The sequence below is a fragment of the Acinetobacter sp. YH12063 genome (assembly GCF_013419715.1).
GTDB classification, from domain to species: Bacteria; Pseudomonadota; Gammaproteobacteria; order Pseudomonadales; family Moraxellaceae; genus Acinetobacter; species Acinetobacter amyesii.
The window spans coordinates 288510-310292 of record NZ_VOZO01000001.1; the positions used below are offsets into that span (position 1 = coordinate 288510).

The following is a 21783-nucleotide window of genomic DNA, read 5'->3' on the forward strand; positions in this document are numbered from 1 at the left end:
CCTCAGGTGCCTAATTGCAAGTGCAAATCACCACTTTGTAACACTAAAATGGACTCCCCTTGCTCATTTTCAAGCAGCTCACCCATCTCAACTAAATGAAAAAAAGCTGCACGTTGAATTAAGGCATTTATACCAAAACGAACATGCACATAAGGACGTAGTTCACCCTGATATTCGCGCATAAAAATCGGATGTTCCTGATCAACAATAATCAGGTCTTGGGTGGTTGTGATGAATTGAATATAGTGTTTAGCGTCAATCTCAACGTGATCCACCTGATTGACAAATAAAGGCTCATCTTCCACCTGTATTTCAATTTGTTCCACAGGGGTTTTTAAATAGAATTTCCCATCTTCTTTCCAAAGCACGGTTGAGAACAGATCTATGAGCGCTTGTCGCTTGATCAATTGACCATCGTGCCACCATTCTCCATTGGCTAAAACCTTCAAATCCATTGCACCACAATGCTTTGGATGCCATTGATCTAATGGGGGGATTGACCTTTTGTGACCGGACTGTCCATCTTTTAAGTATTGTGCAATGTTCATTAAATTTCTATCATCCCTATTAATGAATTTTTTCGTCGGGTTTTCGTTCAATTGCTGCTTCATCCGCCTAATAAATACCTTAGTGACGGAAAAATAATATGATTCAGCCAATTGGCTAGAACTCGGTTTAAAACTATACTAGCCCACAATATCAAAGACACGATAGAAAAATTGTGTCTGGGCATTAAGAACACTCATGGCAGCACCATTTAAATGAATTGAATGGATGCCACCTTCCGAAATATGAGGAGTCCTACATGGAACACATCGAACGTGAATCGATGGAGTTTGACGTAGTTATCGTCGGTGCAGGTCCTGCCGGCCTATCTGCTGCGATTAAAATTCGTCAACTTGCAATTGAAAATAACCTAAACGATCTGTCCGTTTGTGTCGTGGAAAAGGGCTCCGAAGTGGGTGCGCATATTCTATCGGGTGCTGTGCTTGAACCTCGCGCGATAAATGAATTGTTCCCAGACTGGAAAGAACAAGGCGCGCCTTTAAATGTGCCTGTGACTGAAGATAAAACCTTCTTTTTATTGTCTGATGAAAAATCACAAGAAGCACCGCATTGGATGGTGCCAAAAACCATGCATAACGATGGCAACTATGTTATTTCGTTAGGTAATGTGGTTCGTTGGTTAGGTGCTAAAGCTGAAGAATTAGAAGTGTCTATTTTCCCAGGTTTTGCAGCTTCTGAAATCCTTTACCATGAAGATGGTACTGTGAAAGGTATTCAGACTGGTGACATGGGCATTGGTAAAGATGGCGAACCAACGCACAACTTTACCCCTGGCTATGAACTTCATGCAAAATACACATTATTTGCTGAAGGCTGTCGTGGTCACTTAGGTAAACGTCTGATTGCTCAGTTCAACTTAGATAAAGATGCTGATCCGCAACATTACGGTATTGGTATTAAAGAACTTTGGGAAATCGATCCTGCTAAGCACAAGCCAGGTTTGGTGATGCACGGTGCAGGTTGGCCTTTAAGTGAAACAGGTTCTTCAGGCGGTTGGTGGTTGTACCACGCTGAAAACAACCAAGTGACGTTGGGTATGATCGTTGACTTGTCATACACCAATCCACACATGTATCCATTTATGGAAATGCAGCGTTGGAAAACACATCCACTGATTAAGCAATATCTTGAGGGTGGTAAACGTATTTCTTATGGCGCACGTGCGGTTGTAAAAGGTGGTTTCAACTCACTACCTAAATTCACTTTCCCTGGTGGTAGCTTAATTGGTGATGACGCAGGTTTCCTAAACTTTGCGAAAATCAAAGGCTCTCATACAGCAATGAAATCAGGCATGCTGTGCGGTGAAGCTGTATTTGAAGCGATTGCTGCGGGTGTGGAAAAAGGCGGCGACCTTGCGATTGCACGTGTGACTGAAGGTGACGACTTCTTCGCTAAAGAGTTAACTGCGTACACAGACAAGTTCAACAACAGCTGGTTGAAAGAAGAGTTATATAACTCTCGTAACTTCGGCCCTGCTATGCATAAGTTTGGTCAATGGATGGGTGGTGCGTTCAACTTTGTTGATCAAAACATCTTTAAAGTGCCATTTACACTACATGACTTACAGCCAGACTTCAGCGCTTTAAAAACTGTCGATGCTGCAAACTTCAAACCGAATTATCCAAAACCAGACGGTAAAATTACATTTGACCGTTTGTCTTCAGTATTCGTATCGAATACCGTTCACGAAGAGAACCAGCCTGCTCACTTGAAACTGACAGATGCTTCTATTCCAGTAAATGTGAACTTACCAAAATGGGATGAGCCTGCTCAGCGCTATTGCCCTGCTGGTGTTTATGAAATTATGGAAGAGAATGACGGTTCTAAGCGTTTCCAAATTAACGCGGCAAACTGTGTACACTGTAAGACGTGTGACATCAAAGATCCGTCTCAAAACATTACTTGGGTAACACCTGAGGGTGGCGGTGGTCCTAATTACCCGAATATGTAATTAGTACCCGAACATGTAATCTCTTTTGAGATAAAAATAAACCCGCTTAGTGCGGGTTTATTTATGTAGTATGAAAACTATTTATCATTAATCACTAAATCATACTTTTTATTAAATTTTAAAGAAGACCCACCAACACCAGCTCTATAATACCCTCTCAATTCAACATGATATTTACCTGTTTTTTTTTGGTATCCCATAAATTTTTATTGTATTCTCATAAAAATATTCATCTTCACCGATCTTTGCAACCTTAATTCCAGAGTCATCTTTTAAATCAGTAACAACCACCACTTCACCTACCGAATTTACTTTTTCAATTTCAATCACCTGTTCATAGTATTTATTTAAAAAAGCCGGATTTAAATAATCAGGATTTATTTTTATCTCCGACATACAGCCAAAAAGATTAAGAAAAACAAAAAGTAAAAGATAATTTTTCATAATTAAAAAAATAAGATTTAAATATCAAAACTAAAAAAACAATAAAATTCCAATTATATTCAAGAAAAAATATCTGAATTTTTTATAAAACAAACCAAACAAAAATTCTATTTATATAGAGTGGCTTTGTTACGCAAAAAATCTCATCCTTCCCATCAAAAAATATCAAAAACTAATTAATATATTTTCCAATTAATTTATTTAAATCTTTAGACTCACTAAACAAATAGCACTGGTAAAATAAATCATTCCCTTTTTTGGGTAAAACATCATTTTTTAAAAATATTTCATTTTCACGATAACTCTTTACACGTTCATAAACATAATTATCTATTAGCTGAATTTCCTCAAATTCCAATCTTTCATTTTTCACAAATTCAAAACTATAATAAGAAAAATCTTTGCCTGAAACTAAATCAGATTGATTATATTGCAAACATCTCATCAAAGTATAAGCTTTTAATGATTCAATATCAGATAAGGTTTTAGCCTGAACTTCAATTACATTAAAAATCAAAAAAAACAAAATAATATATCTCATTTTAATTCCCAAAAATCCACTTTTTGTGTTATGCCATTATTAACTTCAGTTGCAACCATCCAAAAATAATATACAGCTGATTCTGGATCATTTTGATCAATTGATGAGTAGAGCAATCCCCTACCATCTTCTCCTCCCTCCCATAACGTAAAATGACCAGTTGCATCACGCCATCCAGTTACCTCAAAAACAATAATTCCATTCTTATTTTTAATTTTTTCAATTATATTATTTCTTACAAAATCTAAACGGTGATCTAACTCTTCTGGCACATATGGGTTAATAGATGAAAGCTTTGGTAATTCTACTGATATATCTGGCTTTTTAAAAAGCGTATATAAATAAGCTTTTAAATCTCTGACACGTATCCAATAGTTCTTTCCATCGTCACCAATAATTGTGCCTCCTTTAGATGGTGCTCTCGGTAGTTGTACTCCTGATCGTATTAAGCCAGCACTCATTCTTAATGCACATGTATTTGCATAGGCATCATTATTTATCTCTCTACCCAAAGCTTTCGAGATTTGCGGATACAAGGTTTCTTTCTGAATAGTATTGTTTGGATAGTTGACAGACATATCTGACCATCTTGGTCTATTAACTTTTAAGGGTTCTGATATAACACCGTCTACTTCTGCTTCGATAGCCATTTAAAGTAACTCTTCATTCAAAATTAATGATTTTTCATTCTTTAAAATATTTTTAATTTTTGCTGCACCATTTTTGATAGTTGCTTGAAATTCTAAAAATTCATTTTGATTACTGATTTTTTCATACACTGGGTTTTTAACTTTTACAGTAACAGTTTCACCATCAGCATAATTTTCAGTTTCTATATGTAAATTGACATCAGTATAAAATCTTGAAGACTCTCCAATACGGTTTTCGTTTTCACCATAACTCCAATAAATTTTTTTAATTTTTTTCTTTAAAGTAAAATTTGTTAAATTCGGCAAAGTGAATAAATTATTCTGTGAACTTTGCCCCCCCACAAACTTATGCTGCCCTGCCTTCACTTCAAACTTACCGCTAGTTGTCGGCAATACACCCGCACTACTAATTTCAATCTGACTACCACCCGCAACCAAAACAATTTTTTTGCTCGCTTTGATTTCAACTTTATCTTCTGTGGAAATAATTTGAATACCCTTTCGTGCAATCAAATCTACCCCATCACCTTGGGCTTGGATTTCAACTTTGCCTTTGCCTGCATAAGCACGTAATCCCTCTTGTGCTGCAAATAGACTGATCTTGCTTTGTGCATGGGCAATCAAGGATTTTTGACTGCTGAGGTTGATGCTATCGCCTGCACTCTGGCTGATCTGTCCATCTGCTGAAAGATGAATATCTTCCTGACTACTCACAGCAATTGAGTTTGGTGCAGATAAAATCATTAAGGCTTGTTTAAAGGCATCAGCTTTTTCTTTACTGCCTTTTTCGATTTGTCCAAGGAAGTTTTTCAGATTATCCAAGACTTCAAGTGGGTCAGTTTGTTGATTTTTCGCTACTTCACTTAGGGCTTTACTGTTGTTTAAGTTGGCTTCGATTTGATCTTTTGCAGCTTGTGCATCGAGGTGCATTGCCGCTGCTTGTTGTTGCGGGTGTGTGCTGACAAGGAGCCCTTGTCCTGCTCGCACTACACCCCATTGGTCGGTTCTCAGTTCAAAGCCTTCACCTCGACCTGCACTTTCTGCGGTTTCTTTGGGATGACTGAGGTTACCGAGGTTGAGCTGAGTGGCACCATGGGTACTTTGTAATTGTGTCGAGATTTGTCCTGTGGTGTCATCAAAGCGCAGTTGTCCAAAGCCTTCACCTTGGACTTCCTTACTTTTTATTCCAGCCAGTTTTTTGGTGTCTGGCAGTTTGCCTTTACTATCAAATTGGGTTGGACTGCGCTGTGCCTCATGTATGCGCCCCACTACAAATGGTCGGTCGATATTACCGTCAAAGAAATCGATGACCACGATTTCATTAATGCGCGGTAAGAAGCGTGCGCCATAGCCTTCGCCTGCCCATGGAGTCAGTACATCTACCCATGCAGAGTCCGTATCATTGTCATTGCTGCCTGCACCGCCATCATGGCTGTGGTCATCTCCACGGGTAAATAAGAAGCGGACTTTGATACGTCCCCATTCATCCACATGTATTTCTTCACCGCTTGGCCCAACGACTTTAGCCCGTTGCGGATGAGTACTTGGACGGTGTTCGAGTGGGTTATATGCAGGAACCGTCGCAATATTGCGGCGTTGTAATGTGAGCTGATTGGCCTGACGCTCGGCCTGTTCATGGATCGGTTTAATGTTCCACTGACTTTGTTCAATCAGTTGATTGACTTGTTCAGTAAGGTCTTTGGGTAAGTTATTTTGGTTATAGAATTTCTTTTCTGTAATTAAAAATTGTTTGTCTGCACCACTGTGTTGATCAATTTCTGGGTGTTCATTCAGTTCAAACCAATAACCCACTTGTGTATCACGCACGGTCGATTGTGCATTGAATTTTTTCGATTGTAGCTCGTGATAGCGCGTTAGGTTTTGATTCAGTTTTTCAATTTGGCTATTGGATGAAGCCGTAGCTTGATCTTCACCTTTTAAGTCTTGCATCCATGCAGGGCTGACATGCCATGCTTGCTCTAGACTTAAGCTGGCATTGTCTTGGCTTTGGCTATGCTGATGTTTACTTTGAACTGAGCCTGCGCCTTCTTCTTGGCTGAGTCCATCAGCTTGCCAGCGCTGCACATGGACCGCAGTCGGCTGAATGCTACGTTCACCGATCAAGCTGGTGATGCTGTCTTGTTTTTCAGTGGCGCTAGAACGATGAAAGCGGATACTGCGGCGGCTGAGCGCTTGATATTGGCTATTGTCATCAATCAGGCGGAGTTTTTGTTTTTCAATTGGCGCTGAGGAATGCGGCACTTTCAGCTGTGCTTCATCGATGAGCCAGTTGATGCCTTCACTGCGCCAAAGGCGGGTTAAAAAGTCATAATCGCTTTCATTCGACTGCATGATGAAAGGTCGTACATCATAGTTTTGGCTTAAACCGCTTAGATCAAGCGTTAGACTGGCAGCAAAGAGCGGACTTTTGCTTTGCCATTCTTTGAAGATTGTTTCACTAACATCGCGCACCGATTTGTTCATAAACACACGACTGTTGCGGCGTTTATGCCATAGCGACGTTGCGTCTTCTAGAGTGAGTTTATATAGGGTGAGTGAACCGTCACTCTGGCCTTGGGTGGCTTCGGTAATAATACCCGTAGCACGGAAGAGTTCACCCTGATCTGTCACTTGATCAACGGCAACTTGTGCGCCAATAAATTGTTTTAGTGGAATAAGTGCATTCGTAGATAGGCAAATCAAAGTCGCTTGCACGCCTTGGTTTAAGACATGCTCCCCATCAATACGTTGAATAAAAAGCTCGTCATTCAACGCAGGGTTGGAAAATTGCACATGAATGGCACGTTTTTGGGCGGATAAGCCTAATTTTTCAAGTATAAGAGCAATCGAATTTAACATTTTAAAAGTCTGTTTTTTAAACTTTGTATAATTATGCTGCGAATGATATAGGCTAGCCATCAGACTTGACCAGCCTATTTTATTAATAAAAATGTAACATCTTAATAATTATTATTTTTTACAATCTCTTAAATTAACCTTTCTGAACCAAATAATGGAATTCTTTATTTCCATTTTCATCAAGACGTTCTTCTTGAAGCAAAAGCTCATGACCTAAATGCATACAAAATTTCGGAATATCCCAAGAGGTCGAATTATCTGTTGCAAAAACCTCAACAATATCGCCCGATTTTGATTTACGAATGGCTTGATGCAACATCATCACAGGCTCAGGGCAACGTAAGCCACGGGTGTTTAATTGAATTGATGGGGGCACAGAAGGCTCAGACATTAGAAAACTCAGTATTAAAATCTAGGGCTATTTTAGCATAATCCTAACGACCGAATGTTAGCTTGAAAAATGCAGATGATAACGTCTTAAAATGACTTGATCGCTCATCATCTAGATCAACATTAACAATAGACAACTGTATTTTCTACGGTATGATAAAATCATCATTTATTAGATATTAAGAGTCTTTAGGAAAGATCATGCAAGAGGAATCCGGCCCGTCGTGGGGCATGCGCGGCTTACGTAAATGGCTGGGCACTGCACCAGAAACCCGTGACGAACTGTTGAAATTGGTACAAGATTCACGTCGCTTCTTAGAACCCGATACAGTTGCCATGCTCGAAGGGGTACTCGACTTACCTGCAACTAAAATCCGCGAGGTCATGACCCCCCGTACTGCGATGATCAGCTTACAAGAAGATGATGAGTTATTAGATATTTTGCATGTACTTGTTGAATCTGCACACTCACGTTTCCCTGTCTTTTCTTCAGACCAGCCAGACAATGTTGTCGGTATTTTGTTGGCCAAAGATTTGTTGCCATTTTTGACAGAACCGACCACCAAAGTCGATATTCGTGCATTAATGCGCCAACCCTTATTTGTACCTGAGAGCGCGCGTTCTGACCAAGTTTTACGGATGTTGAAAAATACCCAAACCCATATCGCTGTAGTGATTGATGAATATGGCACAACTTCAGGTTTAGTCACTTTAGAAGACATTCTTGAAGAAATTGTGGGTGAAATTGAAGATGAACACGACAAAGTCGATGAAGAAGCTCAATTTATCATTCCAGATGAAGACCCACTAAGTGCAAATACATGGTTGGTTCAAGCACTTACACCAATTGAACACTTTAACAATCTTTTAGATGCTGATTTTTCAGATGATGAAGTAGAAACTGTGGGCGGCTTACTGCTACAAGAAATGGGCTTGGTCAGTGATTTACAAGGTCAAGTGATTGAACTTGAAAACTGGGAATTTACCATTTTGGAGGCAGATGCACGTACTATTCATCTGATCCGAGCTGTCCGTAAATGAGAACCTACTTTGATAAGCTGCTAAACCACTCACAACAAAAAAAACAGCTACCTTTCATCTATCCTTTGCTGATTGCATTATTTTCAGGTGTCATCTTCAGCTTGTCGCTGGCACCTTATCATTATTGGTGGTTGGCGATTTTATCTCCAGCCCTGCTATATGCATGCTTAAGTCAGCGTGTCCCTAAACAATCGTTTTTCATTGGTCTAGCTTATGGCTTTGGCTTATGGTTTGTCGGGGCTTTTTGGCTGTATACCTCGATCCATGTCTATGGTGATACCAATTCAGCACTCAGTGTTTTGATGATTGCCATTATGGCGATTGTGATGGGGCTGTTTACCGCAGTTCAGAGTTGGCTCTACCGCCGCTTCTTTCCAGAAACACCTCTGACCTTTGCACCACTGTGGGTGTTTTTCGAGTGGAGTAAAACTTGGGTCTTTACCGGTTTTCCATGGCTGTTTGCAGGTTATGCCTTTACTGAACGATTCCTCGATGGCTATGCGCCATTATTCGGGATCTTTGGGGTATCTTTCGCGGTCATTGTATTGGCCTGCGCCTTGGTTGAAATCCTGCGTAAACGCATCTTTTGGATTGTTCCATCTGCCCTTGTTTTGCTCGGTGCATGGGGTGCAGCGCAACTGCAATTTGTTCAACCTAAAAATGAAAAACCGCTGAGTGTTTCTTTAATTCAAGGCAATATTCCACAAGATTTAAAATGGTTAACAGAATACCAAGCTCAAACCTTAATGAAATATGCGTCATTAAGTCGGACCGAATGGGGGCGTGATGTCATTGTTTGGCCAGAATCCTCCATTCCAATGTTCCAAACTGATATTGAGCCGTTTTTGGATGCGATGAAAGTCCAAGCCAATAAAACAGGTACGGCTTGGGTTACAGGTATTCCCTATTGGGATTTGGCAGAATCACAGCAAAACCAACACCCTATGTATTACAACACCATCATGGCAACTGGTGATGAGTCTTCTGGCCTATACAAGAAGCAACGTCTAGTTCCCTTTGGTGAATACATTCCGCTTTCAGGGATGCTAAGTTGGGTACTGCCTGCCCTACAAAATGACCCGTCGATGAGTGGCTTTTCACGTGGTGCAAACAACCAAAAGCCTTTGAATGTTAAAGGTCATGATTTAGGTGCGGCGATTTGCTATGAAGTGGCTTATCCCAACTTAACGCGCCGTAATGCCAGTCAAAGTGACTACCTAGTGACTATTTCCAATGACGCATGGTTTACTGGAACAGCGAGCCCGCATCAACACCTACAAATGGTTCAAATGCGTGCCAAAGAAAATGGCCGTTGGTTTATCCGTGCAACCAATACTGGTATTACCGCCTTTATTGATCATAATGGTCACATTGTGAAACAAGCACCGATGGATAAAGATGCGGTACTTCGTGGTGATTTACCTGCCATGCAAGGCGAGACACTTTACACACGCTTAAGTGATTGGCCTGTGTTGATTTTCTCATTCTTGTTATTGGTTTTCGGTTGGATTTATCGCCCGCGTAAAGTTGATATTTCTTTTAAATCACGCCGTTAATTCCGCTACAAAAGATCAAAAAAACTGAGCTTTGGCTCGGTTTTTTATTGATAAACGTTCAACGTGCCAGCTCGACCTACTTTTTCAAAGTAACTTGGTGCCTAGGGGAATCTCTGCATCAGGCACACAAAGAGCAACATGCCCCTCTGCATTATGAAAACCTGTGACCAAACACTCTGACTGGATCGGACCAATTTGTTTTTTTGGAAAATTCACGACGGCAACGACCAATTTTCCCAATAGATTTTCCGGCTGATATAGTTGTGTAATTTGTGCACTGGACTTTTTAATGCCCAGTTCCTCTCCAAAATCCACATAAAGAATGTACGCAGGTTTACGTGCTTGCTCAAAGACTTCCGCCTGTACAATTTTCCCCACACGTAATTCAACTTTCAAAAAATCTTGCCAATCGATCTGTTGCATCTTTTCCTCTTGCTTTTCTTTGTTGTACTTCATCTGACTATCTATGCATTATAAAAATTTCATTCAGGCTGACCATATGTGAAACAGACATTCGATGCGTCAAAACGGACAAAGCAAGGTTATGTTAGAGCGCGTACCATGTAGAAGTATGCACTGATGTACGCTACGAACTGTTCATTAACACGAGACATAAAAAAACTGGAGCAAGCTCCAGTTTTGAAGGTTTAATTTTGGGGTTATAACTGCGTAACTAAATAGGAAAGCATGGCAGCTAAAGATACCATTGGAATATATCGATAAAGACGAACAACCAGTTGTTCGATGGCAGATGCATGTTCTTGTTTTAAATTTGCCACAGTCGCTTTTAATGCAGACCAAAAACTTAAAGCCAGTAATGAACTCATTAAGCTCATGGCAAAGAAGCCCACCATAATTTGGCTACTGCCCTCAGTGCTTTGCCATAAATACACAATGCCTTGACTGATCGGCAGAATACTTAAAATCAAAAGAACAGATTTCAGCATAGACCAATGAAATTGGTTAATTTCATCCGTTAATAATAATGCTTTCATGCTATCCTCCATGGCTAAAAAAGTACCATAAAAGATATTATGCGCGGTTTTATTTAAATGAAAAGCCTATATTTATTCATATTTTGCGATTATTGTAATCAATAAAATTGGGAATAATTCTTATTATAAATATCACATATTTCATATTATGTTATTTAAAGTAAATTCAACAACTTAATATTAATTTTATAATTAAGATTTATTATCACTTCACTCAATATTGAAACATCCTATTAAGTGAAGTGATTAATTCCATTAAAACTGAATTTATAATTATTCTCAGTTAGTGTTTATAGTAAATATCGGCATCATTTTCTTCACCGCCAGACTGACCATCCGCACCAAATGAATAAAGATCATAAGGACGGCCTTCAGAACCGGGAATCACATATTGAATGTCATTGTCCCAACTGTCTTTTGGATATTGCCCATTTAAGTATCCATCTGGTAACCAATTTTTTGCAGATTCTGGCTTAGTAATTAAGGCATTTAAACCACCATCTTGCATCGATGGATATTTACCATTATCAATTTTGTATTGCTTTAGTGCACCTGCCACAGTTTTTAAGGTAATCGCCGTAGTATCGACTTTAGCTTTTTCACCACGGCCCATCACGTTCGGTACAATCAGCGCTGCCAAAACACCTAAAATGACAATGACCACCATCACTTCAATTAAAGTAAAACCTTGTTGCTTCATATTTTTTGTCTTCACTTGCATGTTACAAATCTCTGTTCACATCATTGTTCGAATGTCTTAAATCATATTATTCATATTCACGATTGGCAGCATCACAGCAATCACGATCACCAGTACAATGCTCGCCATAAATACCAACATCAGCGGTTCAAGCAACGCCAATAAAGTTGAAATTAAAGTCGTCACTTCTCGGTCTTGCATCGTCGAAGCACGTTCTAGCATCCGGTCTAATTCGCCTGAACTTTCACCACTTTTGATCATTTGTACCATCATTGGTGGGAAATAACCACTTCGCTCAAGCTGTGTTGCTAAATTACCACCTTCTGTTACTTTCTCTGCCGCAAGGTTGACCGAATCTCGAATCACCCAATTATTACTGACCGCTGCTCCAATTTTTAAAGCATCGACTAAAGGCACACCGGACTTGGTTAAAATCGACAAGGTACTGGCAAAACGAGCGGCATTAATGCCTTTAGAAAGTTTGGAGAATAATGGTAATTTCAAGGTCAATCGGTCAAAGGCATAATGACCCGCCGCTGTTCTTAGAAATCGAACCAAGAGAAAAATCGAGACTACGCTACCGACCAATAAAAATGGCCAAGCCATTCGAATAAAATCACTGGCTTTCATTAAAGCGACCGTTATCCACGGCAAGGCATCTTTGCTTTGATCAAAGGTTTTGACAATATCTGGGACCACATAGGTCATGAGTCCCATCACAATACCGAAAGACATTAACATCAGGATGATGGGATAAATCATCGCACCCTGCACTTTCTTTTGCATGGCGAAGCGGTTTTCGGTGTAATCGGCAAGTTGGTCGAGTATGAGATCGAGATGACCTGAACGCTCACCTGCTGCAATCGTGGCAATATACAGTTCAGGAAAACGTCCTGCTTGTTGTAGTGCGTTGGCTAAAGAATGTCCTTCCAAAACTTTAGAACGCACCGACATCAACAGATTTTGCACATGGGCTTTTTCGTTTTGTTTTCCCACAGCACGGATCGCTTCTTCTAATGGAATCGCAGCGGCAACCAAAACTGAAAGTTGGCGAGTCAATAAAGCCAAGTCATAGGCATTCAGCCCTTTTTGAAACCAGCGCTGCTGCGCGTGTTTGTCTTTTTGCTCAATTGGATCGACAGCAACTGGAATGAGTGACTGATCTCTGAGCTGTTGACGAATTTGACGCGCAGAATCACCCTCAAGTACACCCTTCTGCTGCTTCCCTGAAGCGTCTATGGCAGTAAACTGATATGCAGGCATTGTAATGCTCTAATTTTCCAAAATTTCTATCAGCGCAGTTGCGTCTGACCATCAAAATCATTCATATTCTTAGATATAAAATATGAGCTCACTCTAACACAACTCCTTTACGATCACGACGAAATTTAATCAGGAACTTATCCACGTTTTATGGCAAATTCAGCGAGCATTGCAACACCTATTTACCGCGTTCGAGTCGCCGTACCGGTATATTTATACGACTGCTTCGATTACAGCTTAAGCCAAGAGCAATACCAACAAGCTGAAGTAGGTGCACGCGTTGCTGTATCTTTTGGTCGGCAAAATTTGACCGGCATCATCGTGGAAAAAATTGCACCCGATGCACCACTCGATTCAAGCTTTAAACTCAAGGCCATTACTGAACTACTTGATGATCGCGCCATTTTAGATGAGAAAGTTTTAAATTTATTGACATGGTCTGCACAGTATTACCAATTTCCAATTGGTGAAGTCATGCAAAGTGCCCTTCCAACGCTGTTACGCCAAGGGAAACCCTATAATTTATTGGCACGAACATGGAATCTCCTCGACCACCATGCCGATGACAAAATTAAGCGCTCGGAACGACAGCAAGAAGCCTATAAAATTTTAAAATTACACCCAACTGGAACTGGGGAAAATTTACTTAATTTGGCAGGTGTGGAAACCGCAACACTCAAAGCATTAGAGAAAAAAGGTATCTGCCAATGTGTCTTGGCTGAACAGGACTTTAGCCCGATGCCCATGAGCATGGCACAGATGCCGCTCACAGCAAATCCGGAGCAAAAGAAAGCCATTGATCGTGTGTTAAAAGCGCGGAATCAATATCAGGCATTTTTACTTGATGGTCTCACCGGCAGTGGTAAAACCGAAGTCTATTTACAAATCATGCAAGAGGTTCTAAAGCAAGGCAAACAGGTCTTGGTTTTGGTACCTGAAATTGGACTCACCCCACAGACCATTAGCCGTTTCCAATCACGTTTTCATTGCAATATTGCTCTACTACATTCGGGGTTGAACGATTCAAAACGTATGCAAGCTTGGCAAGCGGCGCAAACAGGTAAGGCGTCAATTATCTTAGGCACGCGTTCTGCAATTTATACCCCACTGCCGAATCTAGGTTTGATTGTGATTGATGAAGAGCATGATCTGTCCTTTAAACAACAAGAAGGCTTTCGCTATCACGCTCGAGATGTCGCACTTTACCGTGGGCATCTGGAACAATGCCCTGTCATTTTAGGTTCTGCCACGCCTAGTATCGAGTGTTATGCACTCGCGAAACAAGGCAAAATGACTGTACTGGAATTGAACCAACGTGCTGGCACCGCAGTCATGCCGAAAATGCACATCCTTGATCTGAAAGTGGCACAGAAACAGCAAGGAATTAGCCAATTATTAATTGGTGAAATCCGTAAGCGCCTAGAAAAAAAAGAACAGGTGTTAGTGTTCTTAAACCGTCGTGGATATGCCCCGGTTTTAATTTGTGAAAGCTGTGCATGGCAGGCCAAATGTCCGCACTGTGATGCCAATTTCACGGTACACCGCACCCCCTATCAACACTTGCATTGTCACCACTGCGGAACCATTCACCGTATGCCAGAGCATTGTCCACAGTGTAATCATCAGGAGCTCAAATCTATTGGGATGGGCACAGCCAAAGTTGAAGAAAGTTTAAATGAGTTGTTTCCTGAACATGACACCATTCGAGTGGATCGTGACTCGACCAGCCGCGTTGGTAGTTGGCAAAAGATTTATGACAAGATTCAAAAAAGTGAGCCTGCTATTTTACTTGGTACACAAATGCTGGCCAAAGGTCATCATTTCCCTTACGTCACCTTGGTGGCGATTTTAGATATCGATTCAGGTCTGCTGAGTGTGGACTTCCGTGCCATCGAACGTACCGCTCAACTCATTGTGCAAGTCACAGGGCGTGCCGGTCGTGGCGAACGTAAAGGCGATGTATTCCTACAAACATTAAGACCCGACCATCCACTTTTGAATATTTTGGTCAATGAGGACTATCGAAAATTTGCCAAAGAAACCATGAAAGAACGGGAAATGGCACAAATGCCACCGTTTCGCTATGCCGCATTGGTGCGCTGTGAGTCCAAAAACCAAGAACTCAATACTGAATTTTTACAGCAACATGCCCAATTGCTGCGTCAGGACTCTGCTGGAATTATTGACATTTGGGGGCCGATTCCTGCCCCGATGGAGCGCAAAGCGGGACGTTATCAATCCCACATGGTTTTACTGTCTACAGATCGTGCGCGCTTACATTATTATCTGCGTTATTGGTGGCAAAACATCTTGCATAACAAGCCATCAAATATGAAATTGAGCCTCGATATAGACCCACAGGAACTCAGTTAAACGCGTACAATTCAGTCTGAAAAATCAGTCATACTGAATTGCAACTTTCGACCAAAAATACCACTCTAGGACGAGTAAATGTCACTACTGTTACAGATCACAATTTTCCTTGGCGCATCCTTATTGCTTGTCCCTTTGCTCAAGCGCTTTGGTATTGCAACGGTATTGGGATATCTGTTCACCGGTATTTTGCTCGGCCCCGATGTCTTTAACATTGCCAGTGATCCCGAAGCGATCCAAGAGCTCGCTGAATTTGGCGTGATCTTACTGATGTTCCTGATCGGACTCGAACTTCGTCCACAGCGGCTATGGAGCATGCGTAGTTCTATTTTCGGCATGGGCAGTTTACAAGTCGGTCTGACCGGTCTGCTTTTAGCGCTAGGCAGTTTTTTTGCCTTACAACAAGGCATTGCAGCCAGTATCGTTATCGGTTTCGCTCTGGCACTCTCCTCTACTGCCTTTGTCTTGCAGATGCTGAGTGAAAAACAGCAATTAAACACCACCTATGGGCAACAATCCTTTTCGATTTTGCTGTTTCAAGATATGGCCGCAATTCCCCTGATTGCAGTCATCCCCCTGCTCGCAGGAACAGAATCATCACATCACGGAATCGCCTATTTCGCTGCAATCATTGCAACTTTTTCAGGCTTATTTTTATTTAGTCGATACTTAATGCGGCCTTTTTTCCGTTTCGTCGCGAAAAGTGGCGCGCATGAACTGATCACTGCTGTTGGCTTATTTATTGTGCTGGGTGTCGTGGTGTTGATGGATGTACTGGGCATCAGTACCACACTCGGAGCATTTCTGACGGGCGTGCTATTGGCAGACTCGGAATTCCGCCATGAACTCGAAGCCAGTATTGCTCCGTTTAAAGGGCTTTTACTTGGGCTGTTCTTTATGACCGTGGGAATGACCACGGAACTGTCGTTGTTTGTTGAAATGCCATGGTTCATTATCGGTGGTGCGTTGGCACTGATGCTCATCAAAATGGCGTCACTTACCGCGATTGCGCGTTATCTTAAAAATACATGGCGCAACAGTATTTTACTGGCAACCTGTTTGGCTCAAGGCGGTGAATTTGCCTTTGTGGTCTTTAGCGTGGCGAAAAGTGAAAATGTCGTACAGCAGGCCATTTTGGAGCCATTAACCCTCATCGTCACTTTGTCGATGGTGTTGACCCCTATGTTGTACTGGTTAATACAATCACAAATTTTGCCACGTTTTAATCCAAAAACCATCCCCGAATATGACGACATTCCGGATGAACATAATCCTGTGATTATTGCGGGCTTTGGACGTTTTGGACAAATCATTGCTCGTGTGGCGCATTTACAGCATTTGTCTTTTACCGCTATTGATAGCAACTTAGACAAAGTCGATTTCGTACGTAATTATGGTGGTCATCTGTATTATGGCGATGCCACACAACCAGATATTTTACGCGCTGCGTGCATTGAACATGCCAAAGTGTTCGTCCTTGCTATTGATGATATTGAAGACTCGATGAATGTGGCGCGTCATATTCGCCTGAATTACCCTCAGTTAAAATTATTGGTCCGTGCGCGTGACCGTCATCAAGTGCATTTGCTGCGTGATTTGGGGATTGAGCATATTTGGCGTGAAACCTATTTATCCTCTTTAGGAATGGCCTATCACATGCTGTGCGACTTAGGCATCAGCGATGAAGATGCCTATAAAAGTATCGAATTGTTCCGTGATTATGATGAAAAACTGCTGACTCAACAGCAGCAAATCTATACCGATGAACAAAAGATTTATGAAACGCATCGTAACGCTTTAGCTGAACTGGAACATTTGTTTGAAAGCGATGCGCAAGCCCGTGAAAAACCTACAGGTGTTGATTTACAACGCAGCTTACAACGTCATCGTATTGATGTCACAAGAGATGATAATGAATGACTTGTGTTTTACAATATCGTCACCATTAAAGCAGGGTTATGGAGAATTTTATGTCAGATTTACGCCAACGCTTTTTTATTGAAGATAGCCCTGTTCGTGGAGAAGTGGTTCATCTTGAAGAAGCCCTACAAACGATTCTTGCACAGCGTGACTATGCACCTGCTGTACAAATTCTCTTGGGTGAAATGCTCAGCGCGACTGCCTTGTTGGCCAGTACCTTAAAAATTAAAGGTCGTATTAGCTTACAAATTCAGGCTGCAGGCACATTTAAATGGGCAATGGCGGAATGTAATCATCTCGGTGAAGTTCGCGCACTTGCAGATTATGAAGAAGACCCGCACTTTCAAGCCGCTGAAGACAGCAGCACGGTACTCAAAGCCTTGGTAAACCCTGTGCTTTTCATTAATATCGAGCCTGAATTTGGTGAGCGTTATCAAGGGATTGTACCTTTAGACAAACCGACTTTAGCGGGTTGCTTGATGCAATATTATGATTTATCTGCACAAATCCCAACACGTATCGTCTTAGCAAGCAGCAACAGTCGTTCAGGTGGTTTGCTGATCCAGTTATTACCTCGGAATAGCGAAGAAGAACAACGCCGTGTCGATGAAGACCTATGGCCACGTTTAACCATGCTGACCGAGACATTAAAAGCAGAAGAGTTAACGTCTTTATCTGCAAACGAAATTTTATATCGTTTATATAACGAAGAAGAAGTTCGTCTACCTGAAACTGAAGCCTTAAAATTTGGCTGCACATGTTCAAAAGAACGCTGTGCGACAGCACTTGAACAAATTGGTGTTGCTGCAGTTCGTGAAACCTTAGAGTTTCAAAACCCAATTGAAATGGACTGCCAATTCTGTAATACAAAATATACCTTTACGGCAGAAGAAGCTTTATCCCTTTTTGGTCAACACCTCAGCTAAATCATCGTGATGATTGAAAGCCTAAATCTAAGCATCCTTCGGGGTGCTTTTTTATTGTCCCGATAAAATTTAGACCTACTACTTTCTTGCGCTTAGTCGAATGGGTTCGAACTATAAAGCATCAACATGATCAGCTGTATTTGCGATCAATTTTTTTTCGAGTAGAATCGCGCCAGAAATATCGCGCCAGAAATAAAGTCAAAAAAACCAACAAAGCTTTATTTTTAATTGAAAAATAATGTAAAAAAAACTGGATAAATTATGAAACTCAAAACACTCGCTATTGCTTTAGCCATGTTCTACTTTGGCCCAATGACAGCACATGCAGCAGACCTCGTCGGGACATGGAAAACCATAGATGATAAAACAGGCTATGCTCGTGCTGAAGTCCAAATCACTAAATTAAAAGACGGCAGCTATAGCGGTAAAATCACCAAAGTGCATGCCATCCCCAACCGCCCTGTCACCACGATTTGTGAAAAATGCGAAGGTAAACTCAAAAATGCACCCTTAATTGGTTTACCGATATTCTCTGGCTTTAAACATAATGCAAAAGAGAATGCGTACACCGATGGCAAGGTGATCGACCCACTTTCAGGCAATACTTATCAAGGTAAAGGGCAATTGAATGCGCGCGGCAATGTCCTGACACTTCGAGGTTATGTTGGAACCACGCTTCTCGGCCGGACGGTATCTTGGATCCGCGTCAACTAAAGTCGCCATTTGGCTTTCATTGGCATGATGAACTCAACTCCAGACGAGTTCATCATGCCGATAATAATCTACTTTGAGATGAATTCCGACTATTTTACTAGTGCGTAGACGTTCAGCATAAACCTCATTTAGCGCCAACTCGTTCATGTTTTGGCTCAAAATATAAATACCAATTCTTAAAAAATCACTAGAATATTCATATTATTTCAGGCTACATTAAAACCATAATATTTTTATGCCTTTAAGTTTTAGGCATCCGCTTTTTGTGTAATGTGGGTAATTATATGGCTGTTAAATTCCTCCCTTCTATCCTGTTCGGCATGTTCTCCATCTGCAGTTTATCCTCTGCTTTTGCAGCGATTGACCCCTTAGTGGGGACATGGAAAACCATTGATGATCGAACAGGATATTCCCTTGCCGATGTGGTGATTCGCAAAGATAAGCATGACCTGTATTCGGCCACCATTATCCAAAGCCGAAGCATCCCCGGAACAGCAAATGTTTCGACATGCACGCAATGCACCGGTGCTCAGAAAAATAAACCCATGGTCGGTTTAACCACTTTAAGCGGCCTAAGCGCTGATCCAGAAAAGCCCAATGAATTTGTGGGTGGAGTGATGCTCGATCCCAAATCAGGCAAGCACTACAATGCACGCGCTCGTTTAATGAATAATGGCAAGCATTTGATCATTAATGGTCGTACTGAAGGCTCTGCAATTGGACGCAATGTCACTTGGGTCAAAAACTAAGCACTAGGCCTTTAAATCATTAAAGGCCTTTTTTAACTTAAAAATTAGAGTAAAAACTCCATATTAAAGCAGTGTTTTAAAAAAATCTGCCAAATACATCACAAACCATCACATTGATTTTGTAGGGCTTTATATATAAATTAGGCAACTTACTCTAAAAACACAATTCTGAATTTTCAGGGGATGAAATGAAAAAAATATATCAACAATTATTTGCCGGAATAGTACTTAGCACTTTGTCAGGATTGTCAATCGCTGCGGAAACCGATCCGCTAGTGGGTAAGTGGAAAACTGTCGATGACCGCACCGGATATTCACGTGCAGACGTTGAAATTCGCAAAAAAGCCGATGGAAGCTATGAAGGCATCATTGTCACCACACGCAATGTCCCTGGCACTGAAAAAATGGGCGTCTGCTCGAACTGCCCAGGTGAATTGAAAAATAAACCTTTTATCGGCTTGCCATTTATTTGGGACTTTAAACAAGATCCAAAAAATCCACGTGAATTCCAAAACGGTAAAGTTCTGGACCCGATTGGTGGAAAAATCTATAAAGGCAAAGCAAGACTTAGTGCTTCAGGAAAACATTTAACTATACGTGGGTATGTTGGTGTATCTGTGATTGGTCGTAGTGTCACTTGGATAAAATATTAATTTTAAATGTGTTTTTAAAAGCCTCCTCGTGAGGCTTTTTTATTGTCATGTTTTGAAACAATATGCTGCAGTTTGCCCCTATGACAGTTTGATGAACCCTTCTATATTGATTAAAACATGATTAATATTTATACAGAGAGTATGCCAGACAATCACTATCAAACTTTAGGGATCGCCCGAGATGCTTCGGCAGATCAAATTAAAAAAGCCTATCGAAAATTGGCGCGTAAATATCACCCTGACGTCAGCAAAGAAGCTGATGCCGAAACGCGTATGCAAGCGATTAATGTTGCATACGACACTTTAAGTGATGCCGAAAAGAAAAAACAATACGATTTTGAACTCGATCATCCTCAAGGATTTGCTGGGTTTAATGCTGGCAACCAAGGTGGTTTTGACCAATCTCAGTTTTATCGCCAATCGACGAGTGATGGTCAGCATGCGGACTTTAGTGGATTTGAAGACTTGTTTGGTCGTTTTGGGCAAGGCTTTGGTGGCGGTGACTATCAGTATCAACGTGCAAACCGCCAAACCAAGAGCTTCCGTGGTGAAGACCAACACGCCAGTTTAGAAGTGGATTTAGAAATCGCATTTCATGGTGCAACGCAGAATATCACCTTGCAGATTCCGAGCTTAAATGCCCATGGTGAGCCTGAAGTTCAACGTAAAACCCTACAAGTCAAAATTCCTGCAGGCATGAAATCAGGTCAACAAATTCGACTCTCCGGCCAAGGGCAAGCTGGCTATAACGGTGGAGCTGCTGGTGATTTATACATTGAAATTTTGTATAAACAAACCGAGCAAACCCGTGTAGAAGGTGCTGATATTTTCCAACAACTGAATATCAGTCCTTGGGAAGCAGCATTGGGTCAAAAAATTGCATTTACCAGTCCTGATGGCAAAACATTAGAGCTACAGATTCCTAAAAATGCGCGTACTGGACAGCAGCTACGATTAAAGGACAAAGGGATACCAAACAAAACACCCGGACAGCTTTACCTGGTTTTAAATATAGTGATACCAGCTGCACAAACAGAACAAGAGCAACAAGCTTATGCGGCTTTTGCTCAAGCTTTTCCGTCATTTAATCCACGACAGTCTTAAGGAGAGCACCATGACAACAATTCATTATCGTGAAATTGTCTGTGACGGATGTAAACAGACTGAAATCGTAGACGAAAAAAGTAGTTTTGATCTACAACACTTTGCCTCTGCCTGTGGGCAAAGTCCAGAATGGGTTCTGCAACTACTCGAATACGATATTCTGCCTAGCCGTTCAGAAGACAGGATTCATCAATTTTTTGGCGATGATATATCTCGCGCACGGCGTGCCTATCGGCTTCAACGAGATTTCGATGCCAGTTTTACTGCGGTCGCCATGATGCTCGACCTGATTGATGAAGTCCAACAACTACGTCGCCAAGTGAAACACCAACAGCTTCATTCGCACTAAATGTATTCGTGAACGCTCTGTCCTGCAGGGCGTTTTTC

Annotated in this window: 21 protein-coding genes; 11 read left to right on the plus strand and 10 right to left on the minus strand. The window is 41.3% G+C overall.

Annotation, left to right across the window (positions count from 1 at the left end; translation table 11 throughout):
- Window positions 1–2: 2 nt before the first annotated feature.
- Window positions 3–611 carry a DUF1285 domain-containing protein gene (locus FTU12_RS01370; RefSeq protein WP_180113591.1) on the minus strand — a complete coding sequence of 203 codons (609 nt, stop codon included), beginning with the start codon at window positions 609–611 and terminating at the stop codon, window positions 3–5.
- Between the two features lie 194 nt (window positions 612–805).
- On the opposite strand from FTU12_RS01370, the gene FTU12_RS01375 reads away from it, so the two are divergent.
- A complete protein-coding gene (locus FTU12_RS01375) occupies window positions 806–2518 on the plus strand; it encodes an electron transfer flavoprotein-ubiquinone oxidoreductase (protein ID WP_180113592.1) in 1713 nt (570 codons plus the stop codon).
- Between the two features lie 174 nt (window positions 2519–2692).
- On the opposite strand, the gene FTU12_RS01380 is transcribed toward FTU12_RS01375, so the two are convergent.
- The 5 genes from FTU12_RS01380 to tusA form a co-directional block, all read right to left on the minus strand.
- Window positions 2693–2962: a hypothetical protein gene (locus tag FTU12_RS01380; protein ID WP_180113593.1), complete on the minus strand. Its 270-nt coding sequence runs from the start codon at window positions 2960–2962 to the stop codon at window positions 2693–2695.
- A gap of 172 nt (window positions 2963–3134) precedes the next feature.
- The gene (locus FTU12_RS01385) at window positions 3135–3503 is read right to left on the minus strand and encodes a hypothetical protein (RefSeq protein WP_180113594.1); all 369 of its coding nucleotides are present in this window, start codon (window positions 3501–3503) and stop codon (window positions 3135–3137) included.
- Entirely contained in the window at window positions 3500–4153 is a 654-nt protein-coding gene (locus FTU12_RS01390) for a type VI secretion system amidase effector protein Tae4 (protein ID WP_180108805.1), read from the minus strand. The genes FTU12_RS01385 and FTU12_RS01390 overlap by 4 nt, the downstream gene beginning before the upstream one ends.
- Window positions 4154–7012 carry a type VI secretion system Vgr family protein gene (locus tag FTU12_RS01395; protein ID WP_180113595.1) on the minus strand — a complete coding sequence of 953 codons (2859 nt, stop codon included), beginning with the start codon at window positions 7010–7012 and terminating at the stop codon, window positions 4154–4156.
- Window positions 7013–7145: 133 nt separating this feature from the next.
- A complete protein-coding gene (tusA, locus tag FTU12_RS01400) occupies window positions 7146–7403 on the minus strand; it encodes a sulfurtransferase TusA (protein ID WP_078189780.1) in 258 nt (85 codons plus the stop codon).
- A 200-nt stretch (window positions 7404–7603) separates the two neighbouring features.
- On the opposite strand from tusA, the gene FTU12_RS01405 reads away from it, so the two are divergent.
- Both FTU12_RS01405 and lnt read left to right on the plus strand, forming a co-directional pair.
- Window positions 7604–8443, plus strand: coding sequence for an HlyC/CorC family transporter (locus tag FTU12_RS01405; RefSeq protein WP_078189781.1), 840 nt, complete (start codon window positions 7604–7606; stop codon window positions 8441–8443).
- The gene (gene lnt / locus FTU12_RS01410; protein WP_180113596.1) at window positions 8440–9999 is read left to right on the plus strand and encodes an apolipoprotein N-acyltransferase; all 1560 of its coding nucleotides are present in this window, start codon (window positions 8440–8442) and stop codon (window positions 9997–9999) included. Before FTU12_RS01405 ends, lnt begins: the two co-directional genes overlap by 4 nt.
- Window positions 10000–10083: 84 nt before the next feature.
- Here lnt and FTU12_RS01415 read toward each other — a convergent pair whose 3' ends face one another.
- The 4 genes from FTU12_RS01415 to gspF all read right to left on the minus strand — a co-directional run bounded on the left by FTU12_RS01415 (window position 10084) and on the right by gspF (window position 12957).
- Window positions 10084–10422, minus strand: a complete 339-nt coding sequence (locus FTU12_RS01415; protein ID WP_180007254.1) for a tRNA-binding protein — start codon at window positions 10420–10422, stop codon at window positions 10084–10086.
- A 236-nt stretch (window positions 10423–10658) separates the two neighbouring features.
- Window positions 10659–10994, minus strand: a complete 336-nt coding sequence (locus FTU12_RS01420) for a hypothetical protein (RefSeq protein ID WP_078192809.1) — start codon at window positions 10992–10994, stop codon at window positions 10659–10661.
- Window positions 10995–11277: 283 nt separating this feature from the next.
- Window positions 11278–11715 (minus strand): type II secretion system major pseudopilin GspG, encoded by a 438-nt coding sequence (gene gspG, locus FTU12_RS01425; RefSeq protein WP_180022603.1) that lies wholly within the window; start codon window positions 11713–11715, stop codon window positions 11278–11280.
- A 36-nt stretch (window positions 11716–11751) separates the two neighbouring features.
- A complete protein-coding gene (gspF, locus tag FTU12_RS01430; protein ID WP_078189785.1) occupies window positions 11752–12957 on the minus strand; it encodes a type II secretion system inner membrane protein GspF in 1206 nt (401 codons plus the stop codon).
- A gap of 150 nt (window positions 12958–13107) precedes the next feature.
- On the opposite strand from gspF, the gene FTU12_RS01435 reads away from it, so the two are divergent.
- The 8 genes from FTU12_RS01435 to FTU12_RS01470 all read left to right on the plus strand — a co-directional run bounded on the left by FTU12_RS01435 (window position 13108) and on the right by FTU12_RS01470 (window position 21745).
- Window positions 13108–15330, plus strand: a complete 2223-nt coding sequence (locus tag FTU12_RS01435) for a primosomal protein N' (protein WP_180110468.1) — start codon at window positions 13108–13110, stop codon at window positions 15328–15330.
- A gap of 78 nt (window positions 15331–15408) precedes the next feature.
- The gene (locus FTU12_RS01440; RefSeq protein WP_168377961.1) at window positions 15409–17250 is read left to right on the plus strand and encodes a monovalent cation:proton antiporter-2 (CPA2) family protein; all 1842 of its coding nucleotides are present in this window, start codon (window positions 15409–15411) and stop codon (window positions 17248–17250) included.
- A 50-nt stretch (window positions 17251–17300) separates the two neighbouring features.
- Window positions 17301–18176 carry an Hsp33 family molecular chaperone HslO gene (gene hslO / locus FTU12_RS01445; RefSeq protein WP_168377962.1) on the plus strand — a complete coding sequence of 292 codons (876 nt, stop codon included), beginning with the start codon at window positions 17301–17303 and terminating at the stop codon, window positions 18174–18176.
- Window positions 18177–18437: 261 nt separating this feature from the next.
- Complete coding sequence (locus FTU12_RS01450) at window positions 18438–18890, plus strand: DUF2147 domain-containing protein (RefSeq protein WP_180041039.1); 453 nt, start codon at window positions 18438–18440, stop codon at window positions 18888–18890.
- Window positions 18891–19174: 284 nt separating this feature from the next.
- Window positions 19175–19639, plus strand: coding sequence for a DUF2147 domain-containing protein (locus tag FTU12_RS01455; RefSeq protein ID WP_180113597.1), 465 nt, complete (start codon window positions 19175–19177; stop codon window positions 19637–19639).
- Between the two features lie 188 nt (window positions 19640–19827).
- A complete protein-coding gene (locus tag FTU12_RS01460) occupies window positions 19828–20292 on the plus strand; it encodes a DUF2147 domain-containing protein (RefSeq protein ID WP_168377965.1) in 465 nt (154 codons plus the stop codon).
- 141 nt (window positions 20293–20433) lie between these two features.
- Window positions 20434–21396: a DnaJ C-terminal domain-containing protein gene (locus FTU12_RS01465; RefSeq protein WP_180113707.1), complete on the plus strand. Its 963-nt coding sequence runs from the start codon at window positions 20434–20436 to the stop codon at window positions 21394–21396.
- Between the two features lie 10 nt (window positions 21397–21406).
- A complete protein-coding gene (locus tag FTU12_RS01470; protein ID WP_078189792.1) occupies window positions 21407–21745 on the plus strand; it encodes a chaperone modulator CbpM in 339 nt (112 codons plus the stop codon).
- Window positions 21746–21783: the final 38 nt, after the last annotated feature.